Source organism: Muricoccus harenae (genome assembly GCF_009848505.1).
GTDB classification, from domain to species: Bacteria; Pseudomonadota; Alphaproteobacteria; order Acetobacterales; family Acetobacteraceae; genus Roseomonas; species Roseomonas harenae.
In genome coordinates this window covers 62843-87319 of sequence record NZ_WWDL01000028.1, presented here as the reverse complement: position 1 = coordinate 87319, position 24477 = coordinate 62843, and the positions used below count along the sequence as shown (strand labels likewise).

Below are 24477 nucleotides of genomic sequence, written 5' to 3'. Positions count from 1 at the left end.
ACCAGGAACTGAAGCAAGAGATCGGCCTCGGGCACTACGAGGGCCGCGGCTGGCGCGGCTTCCATCACCACGCCAGCCTCTGCATCGCAGCCCTCGGCTTCCTGGTGGCCGAGCGCTGCCTTTTTCCCCCTCAGCACCGCTTCACCCGCGGACACCTCGCGGCACCTGCGCTACCCCAGGGCTTCCAGCCGCGCGGCACCCCCAGTCCGACCTGAGCGTCACGTCCCATATTCGATCAGCACCGTCCGATGCCGCCTCATCGTCAGCCTCGTCCAATCCCTCCCACGCTGCCCCTGTTGCCTGCAGCAATCCAGAGGCCCCGCTTGGAAATGACACAGTAAGACTAGTCTCCCATTCAAGAACTCAACAGGAGGAAGGCATGCGCGGCAAGTTGCTGAACAGGGTAAGGCGCTGGAGCATTTGGTTGTTAGCCCCCTTGCTCCTGGCACTGCCCGGCGTTGCGACAGCAGAGGAGAGCTACCCGGCCCGCCCGATCCAGCTGATCGTGCCATATCCGCCAGGGGGCAACACGGACCTCATGGCGCGTGCCCTGCAAACCGCGCTGTCGCGAGCCCTGGGGCAAGGTGTGGTGATCGTCAATCGCGGCGGCGCTTCGGGCACGATCGGCGATGCCGAGATCGCCCGCGCCCGGCCGGATGGCTACACAATTGGCCTCTCGCCCAACACGCCGCTGACGGCGCAGACGCATCTCGTGCCGCTCAGCTACTCCCTCGACAGCTTCCGCTTCCTCTGCCTCGTCTATGACAACCCGCAGGTGCTGATTCTTGGCCGAAATGCACCGTTCCAGGATCTCGCTGGCATGGTCGCTTACGGCCGTACGAAACGGGAAGCTCTCGTCTACGGCTCGCCCGGCCAGGGCAGCACGCAACACATCCTCATTGCTCGCCTGCTGCGCGGAGCGGGGGTGGAAGCGCTCCACGCGCCATTCACCGGTGCGGGGCCAATGGCGCAGGCGGCCTTGGGCGGGCAGATCATGGCTTTCGTGGAAAGTCCTTCCATTCCGGTCTCCACCGGCCTGCCCGTGGCTGGGGTGTTCAGTGCGACCCGGCTTCCCGGACTTGCGGAGGTGCCGACGCTTACCGAGGGGGGGTACCCGATCATCGGCAGCTCCGCCGGAGGGCTGGTGGCGCCGGCCGGCCTGCCGGACGCGACGGCGGCGGTCCTCCAGCGCGCCTGTGGCGAGGCGGTAGCCAGTGAAAGTTTCCGCACCGCGGCCACCCGGCTGAATTCGGTGCCGAGCTATGCGAGCGGCACCGAGTTCCGCGAGCGCTTTGCCGCTGAGAGCGAGAGCAATCGGAAGGTCCTGCAGGAGCTTGGAATGGCGCGTGAGTGAAGCGGGAAGGATAGAGGTGTATGACCCACATGATCCCGTCACGCGCCTGAGCGCTTCGCTCGTGTAAGGGGGGGGGGCGGGTTCAGCGCGACACGTGGTCTGGCGCTGACGCATGTGTCCGGCGCGAAGGCGGCCGGCCACATGGTGCGTCCGGTATGGGACATGCGGGCCGATTCCGGCCTGCCTTCTCCGAAGCCGTCTCCTTCGCCGTCGTGCCACGCGGCCCGGCTGGAGTTGCCAAGCTCCCGACCGGGGTAGGCTAGGCCTTGGCGAGCGTCACCTCCGAAGCACCCGGCCGCCGCTTGACGGCTGGACGGGCCAGTGTATGGGAAGACCGCCACCGCGTAGCCAAGAGCGAGGGGCGGCGCCCGAGGCTCGCTTCCTGTTTCATCCGCACGGCCGAGACCGCGAAGGCTCACACGGAAGAGCGGCAAGGCCGATGATGGTGTCTGCGGCGGTCTGGCACTGCACGTGCTAGCCTGGTCGCCGTCCATGGTTTGGGTCGCGGCCACCCGCAGCGAGAGAGGAACCCATCGTGACATTGCCGTCGCCCGGTCGCGTTGCCTTCGCAGCGCTGGTCGGCGCTGCCTTCACCCTCATCCTCGCGCCGGTTGTGATGGTCATGGTGATCAGCATCTTCCGGCAAGAGATCGTCTCCTTCCCGCCGGAGGGCCTGACGCTCGACTGGTACGTGAATGCCTGGGAGCGGCAGGAGTTCGCACGTGGCTTTATCACTAGCCTCCAGGTCGCGCTGCTGGCCACGCTGGTTGGTGTTCCGTTCGGCACCGCAGCCGCCTTTGCCCTGGTGCGCGCCAAGCCGCGCGGCGGCGGCGCACTGAATACGCTGCTGCTTGGCCCGCTTGCCGTGCCCGGCGTAGTGGCCGGAACGGCCCTCTACATGTTCTACCTGCGCGCCGAGTTCTGGCTGGACCGCGACATAACCTCCACCTTGGAGGGCTTGGTCGCCGCCCATGTGCTGCTGACCATTCCCTGGACCGTGCGCCTTGTCACCGCCAGCCTCCAGGGCATGGATCAGGCCGCCGAGGAGGCCGCTGCCAATCTGGGCGCGCGCCCTTTCACCGTGTTCCGCCGCGTCACCCTTCCGGCCATGCGTCCGGGCATCATCGCCGCCTGTCTCTTCTCCTTCATTCAGAGCTTCGAGAACCTGGAGCTGAGCCTTCTCCTGGTTGGCCCCGGCCGTACCACCCTGCCGGTGGCCATGCTCAACTATCTTGAATTCCGGGTGGACCCGACCTTGGCTGCTGTGGCCACTGTGCAGATCCTTCTCGTGGCCGTGCTGATGCTCGTTACCGACCGCTTCGTTTCCATCGCGAGGACCGTATGATCGCCGGAGCATTCGCCTGATGGGCAGCCTCGTTCTCGACGCACTCGGCAAGCGCTATGGTGCCTCTACCGCCGTGGAACGCGTCGACCTGGATGTTGGCCAGGGCGAGATGGTGGCGCTTCTCGGCCCCTCGGGCTGTGGCAAGACCACCACGCTGCGCATGGTGGCGGGTTTTGTTCCGCCGAGCGCCGGCCGCGTGCTGATCGGCGGGAAGGATGTCACCCGCACCCCACCCCATGCACGCGATACGGGTATGGTGTTCCAGTCCTACGCACTCTTTCCGCATATGACGGTGGCGGAGAATGTCGCATTCGGACTGGAGATGCGCCGGGTGAGCCGCGCCGAGCGCGAGACCCGCGTGCGCGAGGCCCTGCGTCTTGTGCGCCTTGACGCGCTTGAGGATCGGCTGCCGCGCCAGCTTTCCGGTGGGCAGCAGCAGCGCGTGGCCCTGGCCCGCGCCCTGGTCGTGAATCCCGCTGTCTTCCTGCTGGACGAACCGCTGTCAAACCTGGATGCCAAGCTGCGCGGCGAGGTGCGCATGGAAATACGCGCCCTTCAGCAGCGCCTCGGCCTCACCACCCTGATCGTCACCCATGACCAGGAGGAAGCCCTCACCATGGCCGACCGTCTCGTGGTGATGGAGCGCGGCCGCGTCCGCCAGGTCGGCACCGCAGAGGACCTGTACGAGCGCCCTGCCGATCCCTTCGTCGCCGGCTTCGTCGGCCGCTGCAACCTGATAGAGGGACGGCTGGAGGCTCAGGGCCAGTTCCGCGCCAGTTCCGGCGCACTGTTGCCCTGCGCGGCTTCGCCGGCGCCCCCGGGTTCCTGCATTCTGGCGCTACGGCCAGAGAACGTGTCTATCACCGCCGGCACCGATGGGGCGGGGCGGCTGAAAATGATCACCTATCTTGGGCCGCAGACTGAGTACCATCTGGACCTCGCCGGTACGCCGCTGCTGGCCATCCGCCAGACCCCGAGCGCGGACGACCCACTACGCCGGCTCTCCCCCGGCGACGCAGTGACGATTTCATGGGATGCTTCCGCCGCCCGGCTTTTGCCGGCGGCGCAACCCGAAACAGGAGTCTGACGCATGATCATCTCCCGACGCGCAACCCTGGGCGGCGCCGCTATTGCAGCCGCCTCCGCCGGCCTTCCCGGCCTTGCCCGCGCCCAATCCAAGCAGGTCGTCGTGGGTACGTGGGGCGGCGATTATGGTGAGCTGCTCCGCCAGAACATCGACACGCCCCTGATGCAGCCCCAGGGCATCGAGGTACTGCAGGACGTCGCGAACGCCGACCCGCGCAAGACCAAGTTGCTGGCCGAGCGCCAGGCACGCCGCGGCACCATGGGCGTCGCCTGCCTTTCGGACACGGACATGCACATGATGTCCTCCCAGGACGCGTTGGACACGTTGGACATGTCCCGCCTGAAGCGTGCCGGCAGCATCCTGCCTGCACTCCGCAAGCCCTACGCCATCCCGCACATCTATTCGGCCCTCGTCCTGCTCTATAATCCGGACAAGGTAACCACGGCGCCGACCTCCTTCGCCGATATGTGGGATCCGAAGTATCGCGGCCGCGTCGGCTTCTCCGACATCCTCTATTCCACCAACACTTTCGCGGCCGCCATGGCAGGCGGCGGCAGCTTTGGTGACTACACCCCCGCCCGGAATAAGCTAATGGAGCTTCGCTCCCTCGACGCCAAGATCTACCCCTCCAACGAGGCCCTTGCCGCCGCCCTGAAGGGCGAGGAGGTGTGGATGACGCCTATGTGGCTCGCCCGTGGCTACATGTGGCAGAAGGCCGGCATTCCGCTGCGGCATGTCGTGCCGAAGGAAGGCGCCTATGCCATCGTCTTCGAGGCAGCCGTTCCGCGAAACAGCCGCAACAAGGACAACGCCTACGCCTATCTGGACGCCATGCTGCAGCCGCAGGCCCAGACGGCCTTCGCCGACCGCATGGGTTATTTACCGACGGTGACGGATGCCTCCCTGCCGCCCGAGATTGCCAAGCAGATCAGCCTGAGCGAGGCGGATCAGGCGCAGTTGAAGGCGCCGGATTACGAATACCTCCAGCGCTCCCACGGCGAGATCCTCGATTTCTGGAACAAGCAGTTCAAGGGCTGATCGGTGGCCGCGCTCGTCCTACCCGCCGGCGTGTTGGTTTTGCTGCTGCTCGTGGCGCCGATGCTGCTGCTCTTCCGCATCTCGCTCAACGAGTTCAGCCCGACCCAGATGATGGTGGAGGCGACGACCGCGGCCAATTACTTTCGGGCCGTCCAGGATCCGTATTATCGCCAAGTGTTGGTCACCACCCTGGCCGTGGCGACGGGCAGCACCTTGCTCACGCTGGGACTCGGTTTTCCCACGGCCTACTGGCTGGCGCGAATGCAGGGCCGGTGGAAGAGCTTCGCCACCATCGTGGTCATGTTTCCCCTGCTGGTGGGCAATGTCGTGCGTGCCGCGGGCTGGCTCGCGCTCCTTGGCAATGGCGGCGCGATCAATGCTGCGTTGCTCGGGCTCGGCGTCAACGCTGCGCCGTTGCCGCTGCTCTACAACACGGGCGCCGTTGTTGCAGGCATTGTTGCCGTGGTGCTGCCCTACATGATCCTCACCCTTTCCGCGGTAATCGAGGGCATTCCCCGCCAAGCGGAGGAGGCAGCCTCCAACCTCGGGGCGAGTCCGCTCACTGTCTTCCGGCGCGTCGTGCTGCCCCTTGCCTTGCCGGGCGTCATTGCCGGCTCGGTGCTGGTTTTCGTGCTCTGCATGAACACCTATGCCAGTGCCGTTCTTCTCGGGGGGCCGCAGTTCAAGATGATGGCTCCTGCTGTGTATGATCAGTTCGTCCGCGGCAACAACTGGCCCTTCGGCGCCGCGCTCGCCTTCATTTTGCTCGGCTTCACGCTGGTGCTGACCGTGGTCGGCAGCGCCGTGCTCGGCCGCTGCTACCGTCGTTGATGGGGAAGTGAACAGCATGTCCGGCATCAGCCAGGTAGATGCGCCGAAGGTCGGCACTGAAATCACCACCAAGAACACGAAGCTCGGTATGCCGCCCGTGCCCGCCGCCACCTCGCGCGACCGCGGCGCCGGCCCCTATCGCCGCCTGGTGCTGCGAGGTGCCACGATCATCGATGGCACCGGCGCGCCGCCCTGGGGGCCCGCCGACATCGTGGTTGAGAACGATCGGATCGCGGCCATCACGCCCGTCGGCACGCCGCACAAGCCGATCAATCCTTCCCGGCGTCCGCCTGCTGGCGATCACGAGATCGACTGCCATGGCAAGTTCGTCACCCCCGGGCTGATCGACTGCCATACCCATATCGGCGTGCCCTACCATGCCCTTCACGGGTCGGTGGCGCCCGCAGACTATGTCTACAAGCTCTGGCTTGCCCATGGGGTAACCACGGTGCGAGAGATGGGCTGCTTCAGTGGCCTCGACTGGGTCACCGAGCAGCGCGAGGCTTCCGCTGCCAATCGCATCGCGGCGCCGCGCATCCGCGCCCATCCCTACTTCCCCGCCGTGAACGATATGCTCAAGACCATCCACACGCCGGATGAGGCGCGGGACTGGCTGCGCCGCGCGAAGGATGCCGGGGCAGATGGCGTGAAGTTCTTCGGGGCCCCGCCGGCCATCATGCGTGCGGCGTTGGAGGAATGCGTGAAGCTCGGCCTCCGCACCGGCTGCCATCACGCCCAGCAGGCCGTTACACGCATGAATGCGTTGACGACAGCGCGTTGGGGCCTGACGAGCGCTGAGCATTATTACGGCCTTCCCGAGGCCCTCTACGATGACCGCGTCGTGCAGGCCTATCCAACCGGTTACAACTACAACGACGAGTATTTCCGCTTCTCGGCCGCAGGCCAGACCTTTCTGCAATCCGCCGAGCCCGGCAGTGCCAAGTGGAACGAGGTGCTTGAGCGCTTCCTCGAGCTCGACTTCACCTTTGTTCCCACGATGACGATCTACGACGCCAACCGCGACCTCATGCGCTTCCGGCGCGCGGATTGGCACGACGATTACACCTGGCCCAGCATGTGGCGCTACTTCCAGCCTGCCCGCGGTGGTCACGGTGCCTATTGGTATCGCTGGTCCGTGACCAACGAAATCGAGTGGAAGGGGCACTACCGGCTCTGGATGCAGTTCCTGAACGCATACAAGAATCGCGGCGGCCGCGTCTGCACCGGCAGCGATTCCGGCTTCATCTTCCAGATCTTCGGATTCGGCTATGTGCGCGAGCTGGAGCTGCTGCAAGAGGCCGGATTTAACGCTCTGGAGGTGTTGCGCTCCGCCACCATCCTTGGCGCCGAGCTGCTGGGCATTGACGACGAGACCGGGAGCATCGAGGTCGGCAAGTCTGCTGACCTCCTCATCCTGGATGAGAACCCGCTGGATGACTGGAAGCTGCTTTACGGCAGCGGCGCGCTCCGGCTGAACGACGAGACGGGCAAGGCCGAATGGCGCCGTGCCCTGCGGCACACCATCCGCGCCGGTCTGGTCTTCGATGTTGGGGAGCTGCTGGCTGATATCCGCGCGATGGTGGCGGCCGAGAAAGATCTGGAGGCGAAGGCCACATGAACTATCCGGCCGAGTTCATCTTGCTCGCCGGCTTCCTGGGAAGCGGAAAGACCTCGCTGCTTGTTGACTGGCTCGCCTTGCCGGCAGCGGCGGACACGGCTGTCATCGTGAACGAGGCCGGCGAGATCGACGTGGACGGTGCCATCATCGCCCAGGGCGGCGGCATTCCCATGGCCATGCTCGCGAATGGTTGCGTCTGCTGTTCCCTGACCAGCGACCTCGTCTTCACGGTGCGTACGTTGGTAGATGAGCGCGCGCGGGCTGGCCTTCCGCCGTTCCGCCGCATCGTGCTGGAGTGTTCCGGCCTTTCCCGCCCGGGCCCGATCCTGCGGTCCCTTTCGCCGCTCGCCCCGCTCGGCATGGCCGTGCGCGTGGTCACCACCTGCGACGCGTCCCAGGCTGCGCAGCGCGCCGAGTACTTCGACGAGGTCGCGGCACAGATTGCGGCGGCCAGCAGCGTCGTCTTCACCAAGCTGGATGTCGCCGAAGTGGCTGCAGCAGAGTCGCTCGTCTCGGCCATCAACCCGCTCGCCCACCGCGTGCTCGAACCCGACCGTGCCGCCCGGGCCCACGCCGCTTTCGCACCGGTTCCGACCGCTGCGCCTATTCCGGAGCAGGAGGAGGGAGGGGGAGGCCACCCCCGGGTCGCGGTCCTTCGCGCCACCTTTGCCGAGCGCGCCACCTGGGAGGACCGATTGGACTGGATGGAGGACCTCGCCGCCTTCTGCGGAGACCGCCTCCTCCGCGTGAAGGGCTTCATCCGCCGCCCCGGCACCGAGGAGCCCCTCCTGGTTCAGGCCGTGGGCACCCTTTTCGCCCCCCCGACCTCCGTACCTGGCGCCAGGGAGGTGCCGGAAGGTCTCGTCATCATCGCGCGCGACCTGACCGCACGCGAGCTCCGCGGCGCCAATCCCGCCGCCCCGGTCCTCATCTCACCCTATCGTGGGAAGGCTTCCCTTGCCTGCACACCAGCCTGAGCTGACCCCGGGCCGGTTTGCCTTGGAGCAGGATCAGTCGGCGCGGATCGCCGACTGCTGCACCACCTCCGTCCATTTTGTCGTTTCGGCGCTGATGAGCCTCTGCAGGCTGGCGGCATCGCCATCCATCGGTTCGGCGCCGATGCTGGCGAACTTCTGGCGGATGCTGTCGTCGCGCATGGCTGCCAGAACCGCGGTTTCCGCACTCTCCCGCGCTGCATCGGGCAGGTCACGCGGTGCCAACATGACGAACCAAGGATCCACGGCATAGCCGGGCACCCCGGCTTCAGCCACGGTCGGAAGATCAGGGTAGGCCTGGGCACGCTTGGACGTGGTGGCTGCCAGCACGCGCAGCCTGCCGTCGGCGGTGTGGGGGGCCGAGGAGGTGATGCTGTCGAACATGGCGTCGACGCGGCTGCCGAGCTGATCGGCAATGGCGGGCCCTGAGCCGCGATAGGGAACATGCGTCAGGTCCACCTTTGCCTTGGCGCAGAACAGCGCACCGGCCAAATGGATAGAAGTGCCGTTTCCGGCTGAGGCATAGGTGAGCTCGCCCGGCTTGCGCTTCGCGGCGACAATCAGCCCCGGCACGTCGCGGATCGGCGAGGAGGCCGGCACCACCAGGATGTTCGGTACCACGGCAACGGGCGCAACCGCCACCAGATCCGCACTGTCATAGGGCAGGCGCGGATAGAGCGACGGGTTTACCGCATGCGCCATCGAGACCATCAGAAGCGTGTGTTGGTCCGCCGAGCGTGCGGCGGCTTCGGTGCCGATGGTGCCGCCAGCCCCCGCGCGGTTCTCAACCACCACCGGCTGGCCCAGCGCATCGCTGAGATTCGGAGCCAGCAGGCGCGTCATCGCATCGATCGCACCGCCGGGCGGGAAAGGGACGATCACCCGGAGCGGCCGGGAGGGCCAGGACTGCGCCTGTGCCGGGCGGATCAGGCTTGGGCGGGCGAGAGGCGCGGCAGCAAGGCCGAGGAGAAGGGTACGGCGCTGCATGGGTCAGATTGCTGAAGGATGCCGCGCCAGCGCGGTCACCTTGATGTCCATATAGGGGAAGAGCGGCAGACCGGAGAGCAGCGTATGCAACTCATCGCCATCGGCCACGTCGAAAATGGAGACATTGGCGTAGCGCCCCGCTACTCGCCAGATATGCGGCCATTTGCCGTCGCGCATCAGTTTCTGAGCATAGTCGCGTTCGCGGGTCTTGATGTCGTTCGCTTCGGTCGCAGGCATGTCCGGCGGAAGCTTCACTTCCATGGTGACGTGAAACAGCATTTCCGTTGTTTCCTCCGCAATGTGGTTGATTCAGGCCGGGTGTAGGCTTCGGGTCCGGTCGGTGCGGTAATGAGCCAGCTTGTCGGTATCCAGCTCTGTGCCGATGCCCGGGCCCGTCGGTAGATGGATGGCGAAGTCGCGATACTCCGGCACCGTGGTGGCCAGTGTGTCGCGAAGCAGGAGCGGACCGAAAAGTTCGGTGCCCCAGGCGAAATCACCCAGCGTGCTGTAGAGATGCAGGGCGCCCAGCGTTCCGATAGTGCCTTCCAGCATGGTGCCGCCATAGAGGCCGAGACCGGCGGCGCGGGCTATGGCTGCCACGGCCCGGGTGCCGGACACGCCGCCATGCTTCGCTGGCTTCAGGGCCATGGCTGTGCAAGCTACCTCGGTTGCATGACGCAGCGCGTCCTGGGGTGTGGCGACACCCTCATCCCCCATGATCGAGAGGCGCGGATTGGCTCGTTGCAGCCGCGCCATGGCGGGCACATTCCAGCTGGGTACCGGCTGCTCCGCCATGACGACGCCGGCTTCGGCAAGGGCGGGCAGGCTGCGGGCAGCGGTGGCCTCGTCCCAGGCTTGATTTACGTCGACGCGTACCGAAGCGCGCCCCTCGAAGGCACGGGCGATGGCGGCGACATGGGCAATATCGGCTTCCGGCGCATGGGCGCCGATCTTGAGCTTGAAGGCGCGGTGCCGGCGTGTTGCCAGCATCCTCTCGCCTTCCTCGATGTCCCGAGTGGTGTCGCCGCTGGCGAGCGTCCAGGCCAGCGGAAGCTGCACGCATTGCGGGCCGCCGAGAAGGTCGGCCAGGCCGACGCCGTGAGCACGCGCCACCGCATCATGAATCGCCATCGACAGGGCTGCCTTGGCGAAGGCGTTTCCCCGCACGGCGCGCCCGATCCGGGCTTCCACGTTGTTCAGCTGGGCGGCGTCCTGGCCCAGCATCGGCTCCGCCAGATACCCTGCAGTGACGGCCGCTATGCCCTCGGGGCTTTCCTCGCCCCAGCGCGGGCCGCCGATAGTGCTCGCCTCCCCGAGCCCTACGACGCCACCCGCTGTGACCTGGACGATCACCACGTCCATGGCATCCACCGTTGCGAAAGCCAGGTGGTGGGGCCGTATGGTTGGCAGGCGAGCAGGGATCGCTTCGATGCGCTCGATCGGCAGACGCATCAAGCGAGGCCCTGTGCCACGTCTCGGTCAGCCGCCTGCGGCATTACGCGTCCTCCTGAAGTTGTCCGGAGAGTGGTCACGGTCCACCCTTCGAGCAATACTCATTCATCGAATGCGTTGTTCGAGAAAAGCGAATGGACCTCAACCAACTTCGGGTTTTCCTGGCGCTAGCCAGGAACGAACATCTCGGCCGTGCCGCCGCGGAGGGCGGCTTGGCGCCAGCCACCGTGTCTCACCACCTGGCGGCCCTGGAACGCAGCCTCGGCACCACGCTCTTCGACCGCCTAGGTCGCGGCCTGCGGCTCACGGACACAGGGCACCTGCTGCGCGGCTTCGCCGTGCGCATCATCAATGAGGCCGAGGCGGCACGTGCGGCCATCGCGGAGCAGGAGAGGGCGGAACGCGGCACGTTGCGGCTCGGCGTGATTCATTCCTTCCACGCCAATCTCATGCCAGGCTTGGTGGCGGAGTTCCTGCGGAAGCATCCGGGGATTCGCGTGGAAGCCCATGAGATGATCGCCAGCGCGATTGAGATCGGGCTGATGAACGGGGAACTGGATCTCGGGCTGGCATTCGCGCCCGCCGGTCAGGCCGGGCTGGGTTGTGCCAAGCTGTTCGAGGAGGCGCTGGTTCTGGTTACGGCAGCCGGCAGCTCCTGGGTGGGGACGCCGCCCGAAGCCATCCCGCTCGCTCTGCTGCCGGCACGTTTCGCAACCCGGCGAATGATCGACAGCGCACTGGCCGGCCGCTGGAACCCGCATGTCGTGGCGGAGGTGGACGCCATCGGCTCCATCCTTGCGCTGGTGCGAAGCGGTGCGGTGGGCACCATCCTGTCAGCCCGCTCAGTAGTGGGGGAGGGCCTGGATTGCCGGGCCATTGCGGACCCGCCACCCCTACGGACCGCCGCGCTGCTCTGGTGCCCCAGCCGGTACCAGACTGCGGCAGCCCGGGCCTTTGCTACGCTGGTGCGGGCGCGGCTTGAGCGCGTTGCGGGTTAGGCGGTCAGGGGCTGCTGCCGCGGCCGGCCATCAGCGGCTTCTGCTCCGAGTGACATTCTACAGCAGCTTCCGACGGGATCGGCTCACCGGCAGGATCAAGCCTCCACAGTCTGGCCGAAGTAAGCTCGTTCCAAGCGTTCGTGCAGGCCAGATTCATCCGCTTTCGCCTCCAGCACCACCCGACCCTGAGCCATGGCATAGACCCGGTCCGACACGGCAAGTGCCTTGTCGATCAACTGCTCCACCAGAAGCACGGCGGTGCCCGCCGCGCGCAGATCGGCGACCGCCCCGAGCACGCGGCCAACCAGAACCGGCGACAGGCCTGCCGAGGGCTCGTCGAGCAGCAGCAATCGGGGCCGCCGTACCAGGCCTTGCGCCACCGCGAGCATCTGCTGCTGCCCGCCGCTCAGGGCCCCGCCGCGATCGTGCCGCTTGGCCGCAATCTCAGGAAAGGCGGCAAGGGCCTCTTCGATACGCACTGGGCGCTCCCGACGCGGCAGGTCGTAGGCGGCGAGCAGCAGGTTGTCGGTGACGCTGAGCTGCGTGAAGATGCGATGCCCCTCCACCACATGCACCAGCCCGGCGCGCGCCGATCCTCGCGGGCCAGCATCGCGCATGTCGCGGCCATCGAAGCGGACAGTCCCGGCCGTCAGGGGCAGCAGGCCAGTGATGGCGCGAAGCAGAGTCGTCTTTCCCGCACCGTTGGGACCAAGCAGCGACACCACCTCACCTGCGGCGATCCGGAGGCTCACGCCATGCAGAACGGAAATCTTGCCGTAGCCCGCCTCAATCCGGGAGACCTCGAGCAGCGCATCAGGATCCGAGATAGGCACTGACCACCTCCGAATGCACGCGGATCTCCGCAGGCGTTCCCGCGGCCAGTTCGCGGCCAAGATTTAGCACGGTCACCTGATCGCAGATTTCGAAGATCAGGTCGGCATGGTGCTCAACGAGAAGCACGCCGGTGCCCTGCCGGCTGATCGCCTGGATAAGTGCACCCAGCTTGCGGATCTCATCGACCGAGAGACCGGCAGCCGGTTCGTCCAGCAGAAGGAAGCGGGGCCGCAGCATCAGCCCTCGTGCAATCTCGAGAAACCGCAACTCGCTGTGCTGCAGGCGACCGGCCTGCACATCGGCAAGCGGTCCGAGGCCAACACAGCGCAAGGCAAGTCTTGCATCTCTTCGAAGGGCTGCTTCGTCCTGCCAGTGGCGGGGGAGGGCGAGCAGCGACTCCACGAAGGTTCCGCTTCCACGAATATTGCCCCCGACCATAACGTTTTCCAGCACCGACGCCTCTCCGATGATCCGGGGCGTCTGGAAGGTCCGGGCGATTCCGTATGCTGCACGTGTCTGCGGCGCCGCGGGAGGCAGCGGCGCGCCACCCAGGGTGACGCTGCCAGACTCTGGCCGATAGAAGCCGCAGATGACATTGAGGGTGGTAGTCTTCCCGGAGCCATTGGGCCCGATCAGCCCGTGTACGGTGCCAGGCTCGATCGTGAGATCCAGACCATCGATAGCGCGGATCCCACCAAAGCTGAGTACCAGTTTCTTGAGGACGATTGCGTCGGAGGTCGTCTGTCCGCCAATGATCTCCGGCAGCAACTCGGGACGCGGCAGGATGGTACGGTCGGCTTCGATGCGGCGGCGGCTGCGGAAATCCAGCAGCGCTGCAATGCCGCCTGGTACTGCGAGCACGATGACCAGCAGCAGGGCCGCGTAGAGGAATGTTGACCACGCGACCAATGGTGCGGCGAACTCCGGCAGCCAGGTCAACACAATTGTCGCGATCAGTGGGCCGAGAATGGAGCCGCGGCCACCGATGAGGATGGCAATGAAGAACAGCACTGACAGGTCGAAGGTGAAGGCCTCAGGGCTGATATACGATTGCAGCGTGGCAAAGAGCCCGCCGGCGATTCCGGCCATGGCTCCCGCAAACAGGAACACGGAGCCGAGCAGCTGCGGCTTGGAAATGCCCGCCGATTCGGCTGCAACCTCTGCGTCGCGGATCGCGACCAGGGAACGGCCGAAGCGGCTATGCGCCACGTTGGCGGTGATCCAGGTGCAGAAGGCTGCAAGTGCCAGGCAGAACAGGTAGAAGCCGAGGATCGTGTCAAAGGGCGCCGGCAGGACAGGGCCTACGATGCCAATGCCGCCGCCGGTGATGCTCTGCCAGGCCAGCGCCACCTGGGTGACGATAGTGGCGAAGCCCAGCGTAGTCATGGCGAAATAGAAAGTGCGCAGCCGCAAGGCTGGCAAGCCGACGATGAGCCCGAAAATGGCGCCGACCGCTGCTGCCACGCCGAGCGCCAGGAAGACGGGAACCGGCGGCAGCACCTGGCCGGCTACCAGCACGCTGCTGGTGTAGGCGCCAAGGGTCAGCATCGCCACCCAGCCGATCGCGAGCTGCCCGGCAAAGCCGACGACGAGGTTCAATGCCGAGACCAGCACCCAATAGATCGCCGCACGTGTGGCGATGAGGGTCCAGTAGTCGTTGCTGACCATCGGCAGGACCAGCGCCACGGCGAAGATACCAAGGAAGGGTAGCAGCTGGCGCATCAAGCCCGGCAGTTCCTTGGAGACCTGACCCTGCGCGGCCACGCTTGAGGACGCGCTCATACGCGGCGCTGCGCCGGGGCGCCGAAGAGCCCCTGCGGTGCCAGGAGAAGAACGACGATGAAAACGCTGAAGACCGCTACGGATGCGAAGACACCACCCACGGTGAAGTTCGCCGCCTGCTGGAACACGCCCAGTGCCAGCCCACCGATGATGGCGCCCCGGTTGTTGCCCAACCCGCCAAGCGCCACCGGCACGAACCCGTAGAAATTCAACATCGCCCCATTTGCAAAGAAGGCGAGAAAGAGTTGGCCGGAGGCGAAGCCGGCCAAGCCGCCGATCAAACCGGCCAAGGCGTAGCTCGCCATTCGGAGGTTGCGCTCCGGCAGGCCAAGCGCGCGGGCGGCGAAGTTGTCCTCTGCAATGGCGAGGAAGGCGCGGCCGATCAGGGTTCGGCGATAGAGAAGCTCCAGCCCCACAACCGTAACTGCGCAGGCCAGGATAGGGAGCCAGAACTTCTCATCCGTGGCGCCTCCTCCCTGGAAGCCGAACAGGTTCGGGAAGGGTTGCGGCTCGGTGCTCCAGGTGATTGAGGTCACCTGTTGGATCATCAGGGCCAGCGCCAGGGTCGATAGCACGTAGAGATGCTGCTCGAGGCTTTTCAGAACCGGGCGGACGGCGATGATCTCCGTCAGCACGCCGACCGCCGCGCAGGCCGCCATAGTTAGCAGGAAGCCAAGGATGGCGGGCAGCCCGAGCACGCCGATGAAGGCGGCACCGAGTACCCCGCCCAACATGCCGAGTTGCCCGGCGGTGAAGCTCATGACGCGCGATGCCGCGAACATGACATTGTAGGTGACGCCGATCATCGCGTAGACGGCACCGACCGCGAGCCCGGAGAGGATGATGGCAGGCAACATGTCTTGCGCCGCTCCCGACTTCAGGCGTAGCCGGGGGCGAGACGGTAGGCGCCGTGGCGCATCGAATTCGCTTCGGACATCACCAGATCGCTCGGCGGCACCCCGTTATGTTCCTGCGGTGACCAGGTGTAACTGGCGTAGAGGCCGGGGAAGCCCCGGACACCATTCCAGTAGTTGATGATGCCTGCCGGGTCCGTGCTGCCGGATTCCTGCACGGCCTTGGCGATGACCGTGACGGCGTCGTGGCCGGCAGCGATCCACCAAAGTGTCGTGTCTTCCAGATTGACCTTGCCGCGGATGCCGTCGACGAAGGTCTGCACATGTGCGGGAAGCTTGCCGTCCGCACCGTAGCTGCAGTTCTTGAATCCCAGGATATAAGTCTTTTGCCAGTTCTCAGGCTTGGCAATGAGCTGGCCGACCTCGCCGGAGCCCATGGCAGGGTGGCCGATCAGCGGAACATCCCAGCCCATGTTGGCGCGCGTGTTCATGATGCGGGAAATCAGCCCGGGCGAAACGGTCCAGAGCGCGATTGCCTCGGCGCCGGCATTGCGCATGCGCAGCATGTCCGGGGTCAGGTCCGGCTGGGTCGCGTCGATGGTACCGCGATAGACGACATTCGCCTCCCGCCGCTGGAAGCTCGCGACAGAGCTATTGACCGTTGTGGTGCCGTAGCCGGTGGTATCGCCGATGACGGCGAAGCGCTTCACCTTGAGAATTTCGACGCCGTAGCCGCTGACGGCGTCATCGATCTGAGTGTTCGAGGGCGCCATGCGGAAGGCGTTCGGGTAGCGCGTGGGGTCGATCAGCGCATCCACGAAGCACGGATGCACATTGGGCATTCGCGCGCGTGCCATGATCGGCGTGGTGGCGAGAGACTCGCCGGAGTTCGTTGGTCCCCAGATGGCGTGCACGCGGGCGCGGCTGATCATCTCCTGCGCGGCGTTTACGGCCTTGGTGGGGTCGCCTTGGGTGTCGCGCACCACCAGCTCGATCTGCCGCCCGCGCACGCCGCCGGCGCCATTGATGGCTTCTGCGGCAAGGCGAACGCCCCGGTCAAAGCCGATAGCCGGAGCCGAGCTCGGTCCTGTCAGGGCGGCAAGCCAGCCGATCCGGATCGGTTCGTTCTGCGCGATTGCAGGGGAAGCCAGCGCAAATCCCGATGCGGCGAGCCCTGCGCTGCCGAGTGTGAGGCTGCGGCGTGTGATGATCATGGTGCCTCCTCCTTCTTGCTTCGTTGTCAGGCCCTGAAGAACGCCCCCGGGTTATTGATTCTGCAAACGCCGGATGCGGTCCCAGTCGAACGAGAAGCCCCAGCCCGGACGTTCAGGAACGACAGCATGCCCGTCCTGGAACTCCAATGCTTCTGCATAAAGGGGCGAGAACCAAGGCATGTATTCAAGGTAGATGGCGTTCGACAACGCGCCGAGAACCTGGATGCTGGTCTCCGGAAACAAGTGGCTGGAGACAGCGACGTCATGGCTTTCGGCCATATGGCCGACCCGAATGAACTCGCTGACACCCCCCACGCGCTGCAGATCCGGCATCAGAATGTCGGCGGAGCGGAGCTCGAGCATGCGGCGGAATCCGTAGCGGGTGTATTCGGTTTCGCCGCTGGCGATCGGCGTATCCAGCGCGGCGGCGACGCGTGCCAGGCCGTCCAGGTCCCAGGCGGGGAGAGGTTCCTCGAACCAGGTGAGGTGGAATTCCTCGAGCATTCGGCCAAGTCGGATCGCTTGTGCCTCGGTCTGTCCTTGGTTGGCATCGGCCATCAGGGCCACGTGCGGCCCGATAACCTCCCGCACTGCGCGCACGCGCGCGGCATCTTCCGCCGGATCGTCCTTGCCGAGCCGCATCTTCATCGCCCGGAATCCTTGGTCAAGGAAAGCCTGCGCCTCCGTCACCAATTCATCGATCGAGCGAGAAAGCCAAAGTCCTCCACTATGATAGGCGGGAACGCGGCTCTGCGCGCCGCCAAGCAGCCGGTAGATCGGCAACCCCGCGGCCTTCCCGAGCGCATCCCAAAGCGCTCCGTCAATGGCTGAAATGCCGACTACCGGCACGCCTTTGTGGCCAAGGAAGTTGATGTCCTTCCAGGCACGGGCCCAGAAGCCGGCGATGTGTCCGGCATCCTGGCCGATGACGACATCTGCAAGTTCGTCGACCATCTGCCGCAGCACCTTGGTCCGACGGTCGTTCAGGGTGAAGATCAGGTTCTCCCCGGTGATGCCCTCGTCCGTGCGCAGCTCCACCAGGATGCAGCCGAAGCGCGCGATCTCGCCGAGAGCGCTGCCGATCGGCTTTGGCAGCGTCACGACAATGGGGGTGGTTTCGACAGCGGTGACCCTCATGCGGACTGCCTCGCTTCGGTGCGTAGGGGCGCTGTGCTTGTGTAGCGCGCCAGCACGGCAGGATCGGGGTCGCAGCCGAGGCCGGGCGCCGTCGGTACGCTGACCTTCCCGTTCTTTACGCGCACCCAGGGATCGAACGGATTGGCTTCCATCTGAAGCCAGAGCACCTCGATTAGCGGGCGCTCAATCTGGGCGGCGGCGATATGCAGCGTGGCGACGAAGCCGGGGCCGAAATATGGGCAATGCGGCACCACCCGCACGCCGTGCGCACGAGCGAGTGCGATGACCTGCAGCATCTCCCCGATTCCACCGATCTTTGTGACGCTGGGTTGCGCGATATCGATTGCGCCAGCATCGATGAGGGAGCGGAAGCCGAACAGGCCAGCCGTGTTCTCGCCGGCGGTTAGTGGAATGCCGAAGCGGCGGAGGCTGGCGAGGCCGGTGGCATCTTCCGGCGGCCAGACCGGTTCCTCCAGCCAGGCCAAGCCGTCCTGCGCCAGGCTCGCAGCCATGTCTCTTGCGACAGGTGGGGTCCAGGCGCAGTTGACATCCAGCATGATCGCCGCGTCTGGGGCTGCCGCCGTCGCGGCAAGCACGGCGTCGCGGGTTACTTCATGCAACTTGATATGACGGTAGCCCTCGGCCCGTGCATCGGCGGTGTTGCGCGCGACTAGGTCAAGATCTCCGCCATAGGAGAGCAGGCTGGAATAAGCGTCTAGTCCGTCCCGCCCCGGCGTGTTGCCGCCCAGCAAGCGCCAGAGCGGCTGGCCGCAGCGTTTACCAAGCAGGTCCCACAAGGCCATCTCGATGCCAGAGAAGGCATACACGAAGGGCCCGTTGCGTCCGAGCAGATGCACCCCATGAAGGACTTGCCGCGTGATGGCGCCGATGTCGCCCGCGTCACGGCCGACCACGAGAGGGGCGACAATGGTGTCGAGCGCCGCCTTGGTCGCGGCGATGGCCGCATGGCCGAATGCCTCTCCCCAGCCGACGAGCCCATCGTCCGTTTCCACTCGGACGAGGAGAATCTCAAGCCGATTCCAGGGCTGCCCCGCGAAAAGCGGATGCGGGCCGCCCATGGAGAAGGGCAGGGAGACGACGGAACTTTCGATGGCCGTTATCAGCATGGACGCTCACTGGCTTGGACCCGCCTTCTGTTTCGGGCGGGATAGCCATAGTCTGCGGCCGGAAAAAAATCAGATCAAGCGCCATTTGGTGGCGAGGATGTAAGCTGACCTGATGAAACTGAGCTTCCGACAGTTGGAGGTCATCCGCGCCGTGGCGTTGCACGGAGCGGTCACCTCGGCCGCAGCCGATCTCGGCGTCTCGCAGCCGGCAGTCAGCATGATGCTGCGGGACTGTGCCGCCAGTGTCGGCTTCCCACTTTTCCTTCGTGCCCAGGGCCGTTTGCAGCCGACCCCGGAACTTCGCGTCTTCCTTGACGAGGTGGACCGCGTGTTCAAGGGCCTGGAGCGGATCGACCGCCTCATCGGCGACATCCGCGATGCCAGCGTCGGGTCCGTGGTAGTGGCGGTGACGCCGACCCTCGCGGACAACCTTCTGCCCGCCGCCGTTGCCGCCTTCAGGCGTGCGCGGCCGCGGATCCAGATCACGGTGCAGACGATGGACAACCTTTCCGCGGTGGAGGCGGTGACGCAGGGGGGCGTCGACTTCGGCCTGGTGCTGACGCCCATCGCCGAAACGGATGCGCGGCTGGTGCCCCTCTGCGCGAGCGAGTTGGTCTGCGTGGTTTCCCAGGACCATCCGCTGGCGGCGTCGATGGCTGTGACCGCCAAGGACCTCGCGCCCTACCCGCTCATTTCGTTCAGCCGCAGCCTGCCGCTAGGCCGCCTCGTGGAGCAAAATTTCAGGGATGCCGGGGTGCAGCGGCGGATTGCGCTGGAGGTCAATCAGTCCTCGACGGCCCTGGCGCTGGCCCGTGCAGGCGCCGGCGTCGCCGTGATCGATCCCTTCCTGCTGCTGGACGACCGGGATCATGGCGTGGTGCGGCTACGGCTCGAACCATCCTCCATGGTAACGGCGCAGGCCTTGGTGCCGGCCGAAGGCGCGTTGTCGCGCCCGGCGCTGATGTTGCTGGCGGCCATGCGGCGGCAGGGCAGCGCTATGGTCGGCGTCATCAGCCTGGTGGGGCGGGGGTCACGATCCACTGAAGATCGAGATCAGGGCGGCGCTAGCCCGGGCGCGGTGCAGTCATCACCCCGCTGACCTGAAGCGAGGCCACGATGCCATGGAGATGCGCCAGCACGGCGCGTAGGGCCGGCGTTATCGGCCGGGCCGGGCTGACTGACACCATCAGCCGCGCGCGAAGCGGTGGATTGCCGATGGAGCGCAGGACGTAGCGCCGGTCCACCGCCTCCCGCGTAAGGCCGGCGCGTGGCAGCACGCTCCAGCCGATGCCGCGCTCCACCAGCGTGCGGATCGCGGCCAGACTGTCCACCTCGAGCAGGCGGGCCGGATCGGGGTGGGCGCCGGCGCGGTGCAGCGCGCGCCGTAGTCCATGTTGCCGGTCTGGCAGGATGAGGTCCAACTCTGCCAAGGCTGCAACCGGCACTGGCCCGCTGCCAGCGAGATCCCGCCCGCGACGGTTGCGGGCGAAAAGCAGAAGGTCTTCCTCAGCCAGCAGTTCGGCCGCAATGGCGCGGCTGCGGCGGCTGTCATACAGGATGGCAATGTCCAGCCGGCCCTCGGTGAGCCACTGGTTGACGAAGCCGCTGAAGCCATCAACCAGCCGGATGTGCAATTGCGGGTACTGCTGCCGCAGCGGACCGAAAATGGACTCCGCGAGGTGCTCGGACATGAATGTAGGCACCCCCAGCACGACCTGGCCGCGCGGCACGGGATCGTTCAGCGTTGCGGGCAGGTTGGCGAGCGCGGCGAGCAGCGGACGGGCGGCATCCGCCAGCCTCTGGCCATCCTCCGTCAGGCGCGCGCCGCGGCCGTGCCGATAGAGCAGCGGACGCCCGATCTCCTCCTCCAACAGGGTAATCTGCCGGGAGAGGCTGGGCTGTGCGAGCCCAAGGGCCGAAGCGGCGCGGCTGAAGGCGCCGTGCTCGGCGATCGCCAGGAGGGAGCGAAGCCGTGTCTGATCCATAGCATCAGACTATAGCTGCTATCGGCAGCCATGACAGTCCTTGGCCGCTATGCCGCTAGCATGGGAAACGCCAAAACCGCCGCCGAAATTCTCCTCGATACCCTCGCTGCGCGCGGCATAGACCGCGCCTTCTGCGTACCCGGGGAATCCTACATCGCCTTACTGGACGCCCTGCACGCGCACCCGAAGGTCGATCTCGTGACCTGCCGGCATGAGGGAGGTGCTGGCTTCATGGCGGTGGCGGATGCCAAGCTGACGGGGCGCCCCGGCGTAGTGCTGGTCTCCCGCGGCCCCGGCGCCTGCAATGCCGCCATCGCGCTGCACACCGCCGAGCAGGATGCGGTGCCGCTGATCCTGCTGATCGGGCAGGTGGAGCAGCGGGACCTGCGGCGCCGTGCCTTCCAGGAAATCGACTACGGAGCGATGTTCGGCGGCATCGCGAAATGGGTTGGCGAGGCTACACATCCTGACCAGGTGCCGGAACTGGTCGCGCGCGCCTTGAACATGGCGACGCAAGGCGTGCCTGGCCCGGTGGTGCTTTCCCTTCCGGAGGATGTGCTGGCCGCGCCGTGCTCGGCTCCCGCCATGGCTCCGACGACGCCGGTTCCGACTGGACTTCCTGCAGAGGAGGCGGAGCGCCTGGCCGAGTTGTTGCGCCGCGCGAAGCGCCCGATCCTGTTGGCCGGGCACGGGCTGGAGGCGGCAGGTGGGCGCGAGGCGCTGCTCGCCTTCGCCGAGGCATGGCAAGTACCAGTGACCGTCTCCTTCCGCCGACAGGACCTTTTCCCCAACAGCCACCCGCTTTATGCCGGCGACCTTGGCCTCCAGAATCCGGATGCTCAGCGCGCGGCCTTTGCCGAGGCGGATCTGATCCTCGCCTTGGGAACACGCCTGACCGATATCACCACGCAGGGCTATTCCTGGCCGGCAGTTGGGCAGCGCTTGGTCCATGTTTGCGCCGATGCCCGCTTCCTCGGCTGGCAGTTTCCCGCGGAATTCGCCATTGCGGCGGAGGCGCGGGTGGTGCTGGGCGCGCTAGCACTCCAGTCTCCGGCAGTTCCTGCCGGGCGAGAGGTCTGGAACCGGCGGCTTCGTGACCTGCAGGAGAGCGACAGCCAAGTCCTGGTGCGTTCCTTCGCGGACGGAATTTCCTTCGCGCGAGTGGCTCAGCTCGTTGGGGAGTGCGCTCCAGCGGACGCCATCGTCACGGTGGACGCCGGCACCTTTGCCGCGCCGTTTTACCGGAAGCTGGCCTGGACTCCGCCACAGCGGCTGCTCGCGCCCATCTCAGGTGCCATGGGCTTCGGCGTTCCGGCGGCGGTGGCCGCGGCACTTCGCCATCCGGAGCGGACGGTGATCTGCGCTGTAGGCGATGGCGGAGCGCTGATGACAGGCAACGAGTTCGCCGTGGGCATGGCTCGTGGCCTGCCCATCAAGCTGCTGCTATCCGACAATGGCAGTTACGCATCCATCAGGATTCACCAGGAACAGAGACATCCCGGGCGCGTGTCGGGCACGGACCTGACGAACCCGGATCTGGGCGTCTGGTGCTCATCTTTCGGCGCTCCGCTCCTGCGGATCGACGAAGAGTCGGACCTTCCCGCACTGGCCAGGGCACTTCGCGCCCCAGGACCTCTGGTTGCGGTGATCCGAACCTCGCTGCAGGCGGTGCTGCCAGGGGCACCCGCTACTGTTGCCCGCACCACCGTCGAGGAAGCGCAGTGCTGAAGCAGGCGCCGTGCAGAATGGTCGTGCGGTCTCCACATCCCGATACCGAGCCGCCTCATTTCGGTAGATCAGCGACAGCGCATGTGAAAGCCTGCTGCGTGCCGACATCGGCCAAGTCGTGGCCCCTGCCGGAGGGGATTTAAGCAAGTTTCTGAGCCTCGGTACCATCCTCGGCCATGCCCGGGCCGTCACTGCCCGATACAAGAACAATGAGCGACCAGGGAGAGACACCATGATGAGCACGCTACGCCGTAACCTCATGCTCGCGGCCGCGGGCGGTTGGGTCACCAGCCGCGCACATGCCGAGCAAGGCTGGCCCAGCCGTCCGATCACGCTGCTTGTGCCGAATCCTCCCGGAGGCGGCACGGACTTCGCAGCCAGGTTGTTTCAGGAGTCGCTGAGCCAGCAACTGGGGCAGCAGGTCGTCGTCGAGAACCGCTCCGGCGGAAACGGAAATGTCGCAATCCTGGCGGCCGCGCGCGCCAAGCCGGATGGCTATACGCTGTTGATGCAGTATTCGGGCTATCACGGCACCAATCCCGTGCTGATGCCGGATATCGGATGGGACCCAAATCGCGACCTCGCGGCCGTTGGCATGGCCACCTTCTCGCCCCACGTCGTTTTCTGTAGCCCAAGCCTGCCGGTGCAGACACTGTCGGACCTCGTGGCCCATGTCCGCAAGAATCCTGGGCAAGTGACCTATGCCTCCTCCGGCACCGGCTCCATACAGAATATTGCGGGGCTGCAACTCGCGAAGCTGGTCGGCGCCCCGATGCTCCATGTGCCGTACCGGGGTGCGGCACCGGCCTTGCAGGATGTCGTCGGTGGGCGCGTGGATCTTTTCATCACGACGCCATCATCGGCCATGTCATTGCTCAAAGGGGGGCAGCTGAGGGCCCTGGCCGTGGCCAGCGATAGGCGGCTTCCCGCCTTGCCCGACCTGCCGACAGCTGCCGAAGCAGGTCTTCCGGGTTATACCGTGGATGCATGGTTCGCCGTATTTGCTCCCGCAGGCACGCCCCGCGACATCCTGGAGAAGGTCAATGCAGCTCTCCGGCATGCAACGACGCAGCCGAAGGTGCAGGAGGTCGCCACGGCCGCCGGGGCCGTGCTGAAGCCATTAAGCCTGACGGAGATGGAGGCCCTAGCGCGCCAGGAAGTCGAAACATTGGGACGTGTGGTCAAGGAAGCGGGACTGCGCATCGAGTAAGCCACGTCTACGGGCCAAATTTCTCTGCGCCTGATCCCGCAAGCTCAGTCGGCCCTAACCGGACGTCAGATTCGCGGCGTCGGTGGCAGCGGGTTCTGCCGGCTGACCGCGGCCTCTCCGCTGCCCGGAGCGCCTCGCTCAGCGGGAGGTGAGGGCGCGCACGCGAGCCAATTGTGCAGCCTCATAGCGGCGGATGTCCTCCGCTGTGCGCTGTCCTCGGCGCAACCGGGCGCGCTCCGCGCTCGTGAGCCCAACGCGATCGACTGCGCGGCTGCGACGGGGAAGGCCCGGCATGGCGCGGGGAAGGACAGCGCCGGGGCCGGTGGCGAGGGGTGACCCAATGCTGGCCAGATGCGCGATGGCTCGGCGACAGTAGGTAACGGAGAGGGGAGACATGCGCTCTTCGCCGTGGCCGGCGCGGTACTTCATCAGCGCGCGGCACAAGTTGCCGTCGGCGAGTTCCCAGGCACGGGCAAGATAGGCGACAGCGTAACGTATATTGGTCCCCGGTTCGGAGAGTGCCGCATTGCTCCCACGGAAGCCCAGCATGGCAGCCGTGGAGGGCAGGATCTGCATCAATCCGACTTCGCCGTCCTCGCCCACTGCCGCAGGGTTATAGGCGCTCTCTACCGTCGCGACGGCATCGGCAAGGGCGGGAGGGATGCCCTTTTGCCGGGCCTCCTCGGTGACAGCGGTCAGGAAGCGAGCGCGGCGGCCGGAGAAATCAACCGTGGTCGGAACCGCTTGGCTGGCGAGGACGGGCTGCACCCGGTTGCCCGTCGGCTCCGCGTCTGCTGAGAGGGGCATAAGCAGCCCAAGAAGGATGAAGGCTGCCCCCGAGGCGTGGCATACGGCACGGGGAAGGCCAGGTTCGACGCGGAACGGCAGGGTCGCTTTCCTC

At 66.1% G+C, this 24477-nt stretch carries 22 protein-coding genes and 1 pseudogene; 12 read left to right on the top strand and 11 right to left on the bottom strand.

The genetic code is table 11. The features are described from left to right. The 8 genes and pseudogenes from GSE44_RS18910 to GSE44_RS18875 form a co-directional block, all read left to right on the top strand. Window positions 1-215: pseudogene (locus tag GSE44_RS18910) on the top strand (IS701 family transposase); the annotation flags it as partial. Between the two features lie 209 nt (window positions 216-424). Continuing rightward, window positions 425-1354 (top strand): tripartite tricarboxylate transporter substrate binding protein, encoded by a 930-nt coding sequence (locus GSE44_RS18905; protein WP_159350391.1) that lies wholly within the window; start codon window positions 425-427, stop codon window positions 1352-1354. Between the two features lie 535 nt (window positions 1355-1889). Then, a complete protein-coding gene (locus GSE44_RS18900; protein ID WP_159350390.1) occupies window positions 1890-2699 on the top strand; it encodes an ABC transporter permease in 810 nt (269 codons plus the stop codon). Window positions 2700-2718: 19 nt separating this feature from the next. Further along, window positions 2719-3786 (top strand): ABC transporter ATP-binding protein, encoded by a 1068-nt coding sequence (locus GSE44_RS18895; RefSeq protein WP_159350389.1) that lies wholly within the window; start codon window positions 2719-2721, stop codon window positions 3784-3786. A 3-nt stretch (window positions 3787-3789) separates the two neighbouring features. Continuing rightward, complete coding sequence (locus GSE44_RS18890) at window positions 3790-4824, top strand: ABC transporter substrate-binding protein (RefSeq protein WP_159350388.1); 1035 nt, start codon at window positions 3790-3792, stop codon at window positions 4822-4824. Window positions 4825-4827: 3 nt separating this feature from the next. Beyond that, the gene (locus tag GSE44_RS18885) at window positions 4828-5655 is read left to right on the top strand and encodes an ABC transporter permease (protein WP_159350387.1); all 828 of its coding nucleotides are present in this window, start codon (window positions 4828-4830) and stop codon (window positions 5653-5655) included. 16 nt (window positions 5656-5671) lie between these two features. Further along, window positions 5672-7273, top strand: a complete 1602-nt coding sequence (locus tag GSE44_RS18880; RefSeq protein WP_159350386.1) for an amidohydrolase family protein — start codon at window positions 5672-5674, stop codon at window positions 7271-7273. Beyond that, window positions 7270-8250, top strand: coding sequence for a CobW family GTP-binding protein (locus GSE44_RS18875; RefSeq protein WP_159350385.1), 981 nt, complete (start codon window positions 7270-7272; stop codon window positions 8248-8250). The genes GSE44_RS18880 and GSE44_RS18875 overlap by 4 nt, the downstream gene beginning before the upstream one ends. Window positions 8251-8283: 33 nt before the next feature. Here GSE44_RS18875 and GSE44_RS18870 read toward each other — a convergent pair whose 3' ends face one another. From GSE44_RS18870 to GSE44_RS18860, 3 genes are read right to left on the bottom strand one after another with little or no spacing between them, the layout of a single operon-like run. Continuing rightward, window positions 8284-9255: a tripartite tricarboxylate transporter substrate binding protein gene (locus tag GSE44_RS18870; protein WP_159350384.1), complete on the bottom strand. Its 972-nt coding sequence runs from the start codon at window positions 9253-9255 to the stop codon at window positions 8284-8286. Between the two features lie 3 nt (window positions 9256-9258). Continuing rightward, window positions 9259-9534 carry a muconolactone Delta-isomerase gene (catC, locus tag GSE44_RS18865; protein WP_159350383.1) on the bottom strand — a complete coding sequence of 92 codons (276 nt, stop codon included), beginning with the start codon at window positions 9532-9534 and terminating at the stop codon, window positions 9259-9261. Between the two features lie 30 nt (window positions 9535-9564). After that, entirely contained in the window at window positions 9565-10707 is a 1143-nt protein-coding gene (locus tag GSE44_RS18860) for a muconate/chloromuconate family cycloisomerase (RefSeq protein WP_159350382.1), read from the bottom strand. Between the two features lie 134 nt (window positions 10708-10841). On the opposite strand from GSE44_RS18860, the gene GSE44_RS18855 reads away from it, so the two are divergent. Then, complete coding sequence (locus GSE44_RS18855) at window positions 10842-11705, top strand: LysR substrate-binding domain-containing protein (protein WP_159350381.1); 864 nt, start codon at window positions 10842-10844, stop codon at window positions 11703-11705. 95 nt (window positions 11706-11800) lie between these two features. On the opposite strand, the gene GSE44_RS18850 is transcribed toward GSE44_RS18855, so the two are convergent. The 6 genes from GSE44_RS18850 to GSE44_RS18825 are packed head-to-tail and all read right to left on the bottom strand — an operon-like array spanning window position 11801 to window position 18653. Continuing rightward, entirely contained in the window at window positions 11801-12538 is a 738-nt protein-coding gene (locus GSE44_RS18850) for an ABC transporter ATP-binding protein (RefSeq protein ID WP_159350380.1), read from the bottom strand. Continuing rightward, the gene (locus GSE44_RS18845) at window positions 12519-14321 is read right to left on the bottom strand and encodes a branched-chain amino acid ABC transporter ATP-binding protein/permease (protein WP_235924941.1); all 1803 of its coding nucleotides are present in this window, start codon (window positions 14319-14321) and stop codon (window positions 12519-12521) included. Before GSE44_RS18845 ends, GSE44_RS18850 begins: the two co-directional genes overlap by 20 nt. After that, a complete protein-coding gene (locus tag GSE44_RS18840; protein ID WP_159350379.1) occupies window positions 14318-15178 on the bottom strand; it encodes a branched-chain amino acid ABC transporter permease in 861 nt (286 codons plus the stop codon). Before GSE44_RS18840 ends, GSE44_RS18845 begins: the two co-directional genes overlap by 4 nt. Window positions 15179-15198: 20 nt before the next feature. Continuing rightward, window positions 15199-16389 carry an ABC transporter substrate-binding protein gene (locus GSE44_RS18835; RefSeq protein ID WP_159350378.1) on the bottom strand — a complete coding sequence of 397 codons (1191 nt, stop codon included), beginning with the start codon at window positions 16387-16389 and terminating at the stop codon, window positions 15199-15201. A gap of 51 nt (window positions 16390-16440) precedes the next feature. Continuing rightward, window positions 16441-17526 carry a mandelate racemase/muconate lactonizing enzyme family protein gene (locus GSE44_RS18830; RefSeq protein ID WP_159350377.1) on the bottom strand — a complete coding sequence of 362 codons (1086 nt, stop codon included), beginning with the start codon at window positions 17524-17526 and terminating at the stop codon, window positions 16441-16443. Further along, a complete protein-coding gene (locus GSE44_RS18825; protein WP_159350376.1) occupies window positions 17523-18653 on the bottom strand; it encodes a mandelate racemase/muconate lactonizing enzyme family protein in 1131 nt (376 codons plus the stop codon). Before GSE44_RS18825 ends, GSE44_RS18830 begins: the two co-directional genes overlap by 4 nt. A gap of 112 nt (window positions 18654-18765) precedes the next feature. On the opposite strand from GSE44_RS18825, the gene GSE44_RS18820 reads away from it, so the two are divergent. Next, window positions 18766-19752 (top strand): LysR substrate-binding domain-containing protein, encoded by a 987-nt coding sequence (locus tag GSE44_RS18820; protein WP_159350375.1) that lies wholly within the window; start codon window positions 18766-18768, stop codon window positions 19750-19752. Here GSE44_RS18820 and GSE44_RS18815 read toward each other — a convergent pair. Continuing rightward, window positions 19718-20638, bottom strand: coding sequence for a LysR family transcriptional regulator (locus tag GSE44_RS18815; protein WP_159350374.1), 921 nt, complete (start codon window positions 20636-20638; stop codon window positions 19718-19720). The two genes, GSE44_RS18820 and GSE44_RS18815, sit on opposite strands and share 35 nt — an antisense overlap. 60 nt (window positions 20639-20698) lie before the next feature. Here GSE44_RS18815 and GSE44_RS18810 point away from each other — a divergent pair, with 60 nt between their 5' ends. Together GSE44_RS18810 and GSE44_RS18805 are read left to right on the top strand one after the other, a co-directional pair. Continuing rightward, window positions 20699-22366 carry a thiamine pyrophosphate-binding protein gene (locus tag GSE44_RS18810; RefSeq protein ID WP_159350373.1) on the top strand — a complete coding sequence of 556 codons (1668 nt, stop codon included), beginning with the start codon at window positions 20699-20701 and terminating at the stop codon, window positions 22364-22366. 232 nt (window positions 22367-22598) lie between these two features. Beyond that, window positions 22599-23576 (top strand): Bug family tripartite tricarboxylate transporter substrate binding protein, encoded by a 978-nt coding sequence (locus GSE44_RS18805; RefSeq protein ID WP_159350372.1) that lies wholly within the window; start codon window positions 22599-22601, stop codon window positions 23574-23576. Window positions 23577-23714: 138 nt separating this feature from the next. Here GSE44_RS18805 and GSE44_RS18800 read toward each other — a convergent pair whose 3' ends face one another. After that, window positions 23715-24383, bottom strand: coding sequence for a lytic transglycosylase domain-containing protein (locus GSE44_RS18800; protein ID WP_159350371.1), 669 nt, complete (start codon window positions 24381-24383; stop codon window positions 23715-23717). Window positions 24384-24477 lie beyond the last annotated feature (94 nt).

What these genes read in the sequence shown, in the direction of transcription:
- GSE44_RS18895 (WP_159350389.1), top strand. Translation starts at nt 2,719, where the DNA reads ATGGGCAGCCTCGTTCTCGACGCACTCGGCAAGCGCTATGGTGCCTCT.
- GSE44_RS18890 (WP_159350388.1), top strand. Translation starts at nt 3,790, where the DNA reads ATGATCATCTCCCGACGCGCAACCCTGGGCGGCGCCGCTATTGCAGCC.
- GSE44_RS18880 (WP_159350386.1), top strand. Translation starts at nt 5,672, where the DNA reads ATGTCCGGCATCAGCCAGGTAGATGCGCCGAAGGTCGGCACTGAAATC.
- GSE44_RS18875 (WP_159350385.1), top strand. Translation starts at nt 7,270, where the DNA reads ATGAACTATCCGGCCGAGTTCATCTTGCTCGCCGGCTTCCTGGGAAGC.
- GSE44_RS18870 (WP_159350384.1), bottom strand. Translation starts at nt 9,255, where the DNA reads ATGCAGCGCCGTACCCTTCTCCTCGGCCTTGCTGCCGCGCCTCTCGCC.
- catC (WP_159350383.1), bottom strand. Translation starts at nt 9,534, where the DNA reads ATGCTGTTTCACGTCACCATGGAAGTGAAGCTTCCGCCGGACATGCCT.
- GSE44_RS18860 (WP_159350382.1), bottom strand. Translation starts at nt 10,707, where the DNA reads ATGCGTCTGCCGATCGAGCGCATCGAAGCGATCCCTGCTCGCCTGCCA.
- GSE44_RS18855 (WP_159350381.1), top strand. Translation starts at nt 10,842, where the DNA reads ATGGACCTCAACCAACTTCGGGTTTTCCTGGCGCTAGCCAGGAACGAA.
- GSE44_RS18845 (WP_235924941.1), bottom strand. Translation starts at nt 14,321, where the DNA reads ATGAGCGCGTCCTCAAGCGTGGCCGCGCAGGGTCAGGTCTCCAAGGAA.
- GSE44_RS18840 (WP_159350379.1), bottom strand. Translation starts at nt 15,178, where the DNA reads ATGTTGCCTGCCATCATCCTCTCCGGGCTCGCGGTCGGTGCCGTCTAC.
- GSE44_RS18835 (WP_159350378.1), bottom strand. Translation starts at nt 16,389, where the DNA reads ATGATCATCACACGCCGCAGCCTCACACTCGGCAGCGCAGGGCTCGCC.
- GSE44_RS18830 (WP_159350377.1), bottom strand. Translation starts at nt 17,526, where the DNA reads ATGAGGGTCACCGCTGTCGAAACCACCCCCATTGTCGTGACGCTGCCA.
- GSE44_RS18825 (WP_159350376.1), bottom strand. Translation starts at nt 18,653, where the DNA reads ATGCTGATAACGGCCATCGAAAGTTCCGTCGTCTCCCTGCCCTTCTCC.
- GSE44_RS18820 (WP_159350375.1), top strand. Translation starts at nt 18,766, where the DNA reads ATGAAACTGAGCTTCCGACAGTTGGAGGTCATCCGCGCCGTGGCGTTG.
- GSE44_RS18815 (WP_159350374.1), bottom strand. Translation starts at nt 20,638, where the DNA reads ATGGATCAGACACGGCTTCGCTCCCTCCTGGCGATCGCCGAGCACGGC.
- GSE44_RS18810 (WP_159350373.1), top strand. Translation starts at nt 20,699, where the DNA reads ATGGGAAACGCCAAAACCGCCGCCGAAATTCTCCTCGATACCCTCGCT.
- GSE44_RS18805 (WP_159350372.1), top strand. Translation starts at nt 22,599, where the DNA reads ATGATGAGCACGCTACGCCGTAACCTCATGCTCGCGGCCGCGGGCGGT.
- GSE44_RS18800 (WP_159350371.1), bottom strand. Translation starts at nt 24,383, where the DNA reads ATGCCCCTCTCAGCAGACGCGGAGCCGACGGGCAACCGGGTGCAGCCC.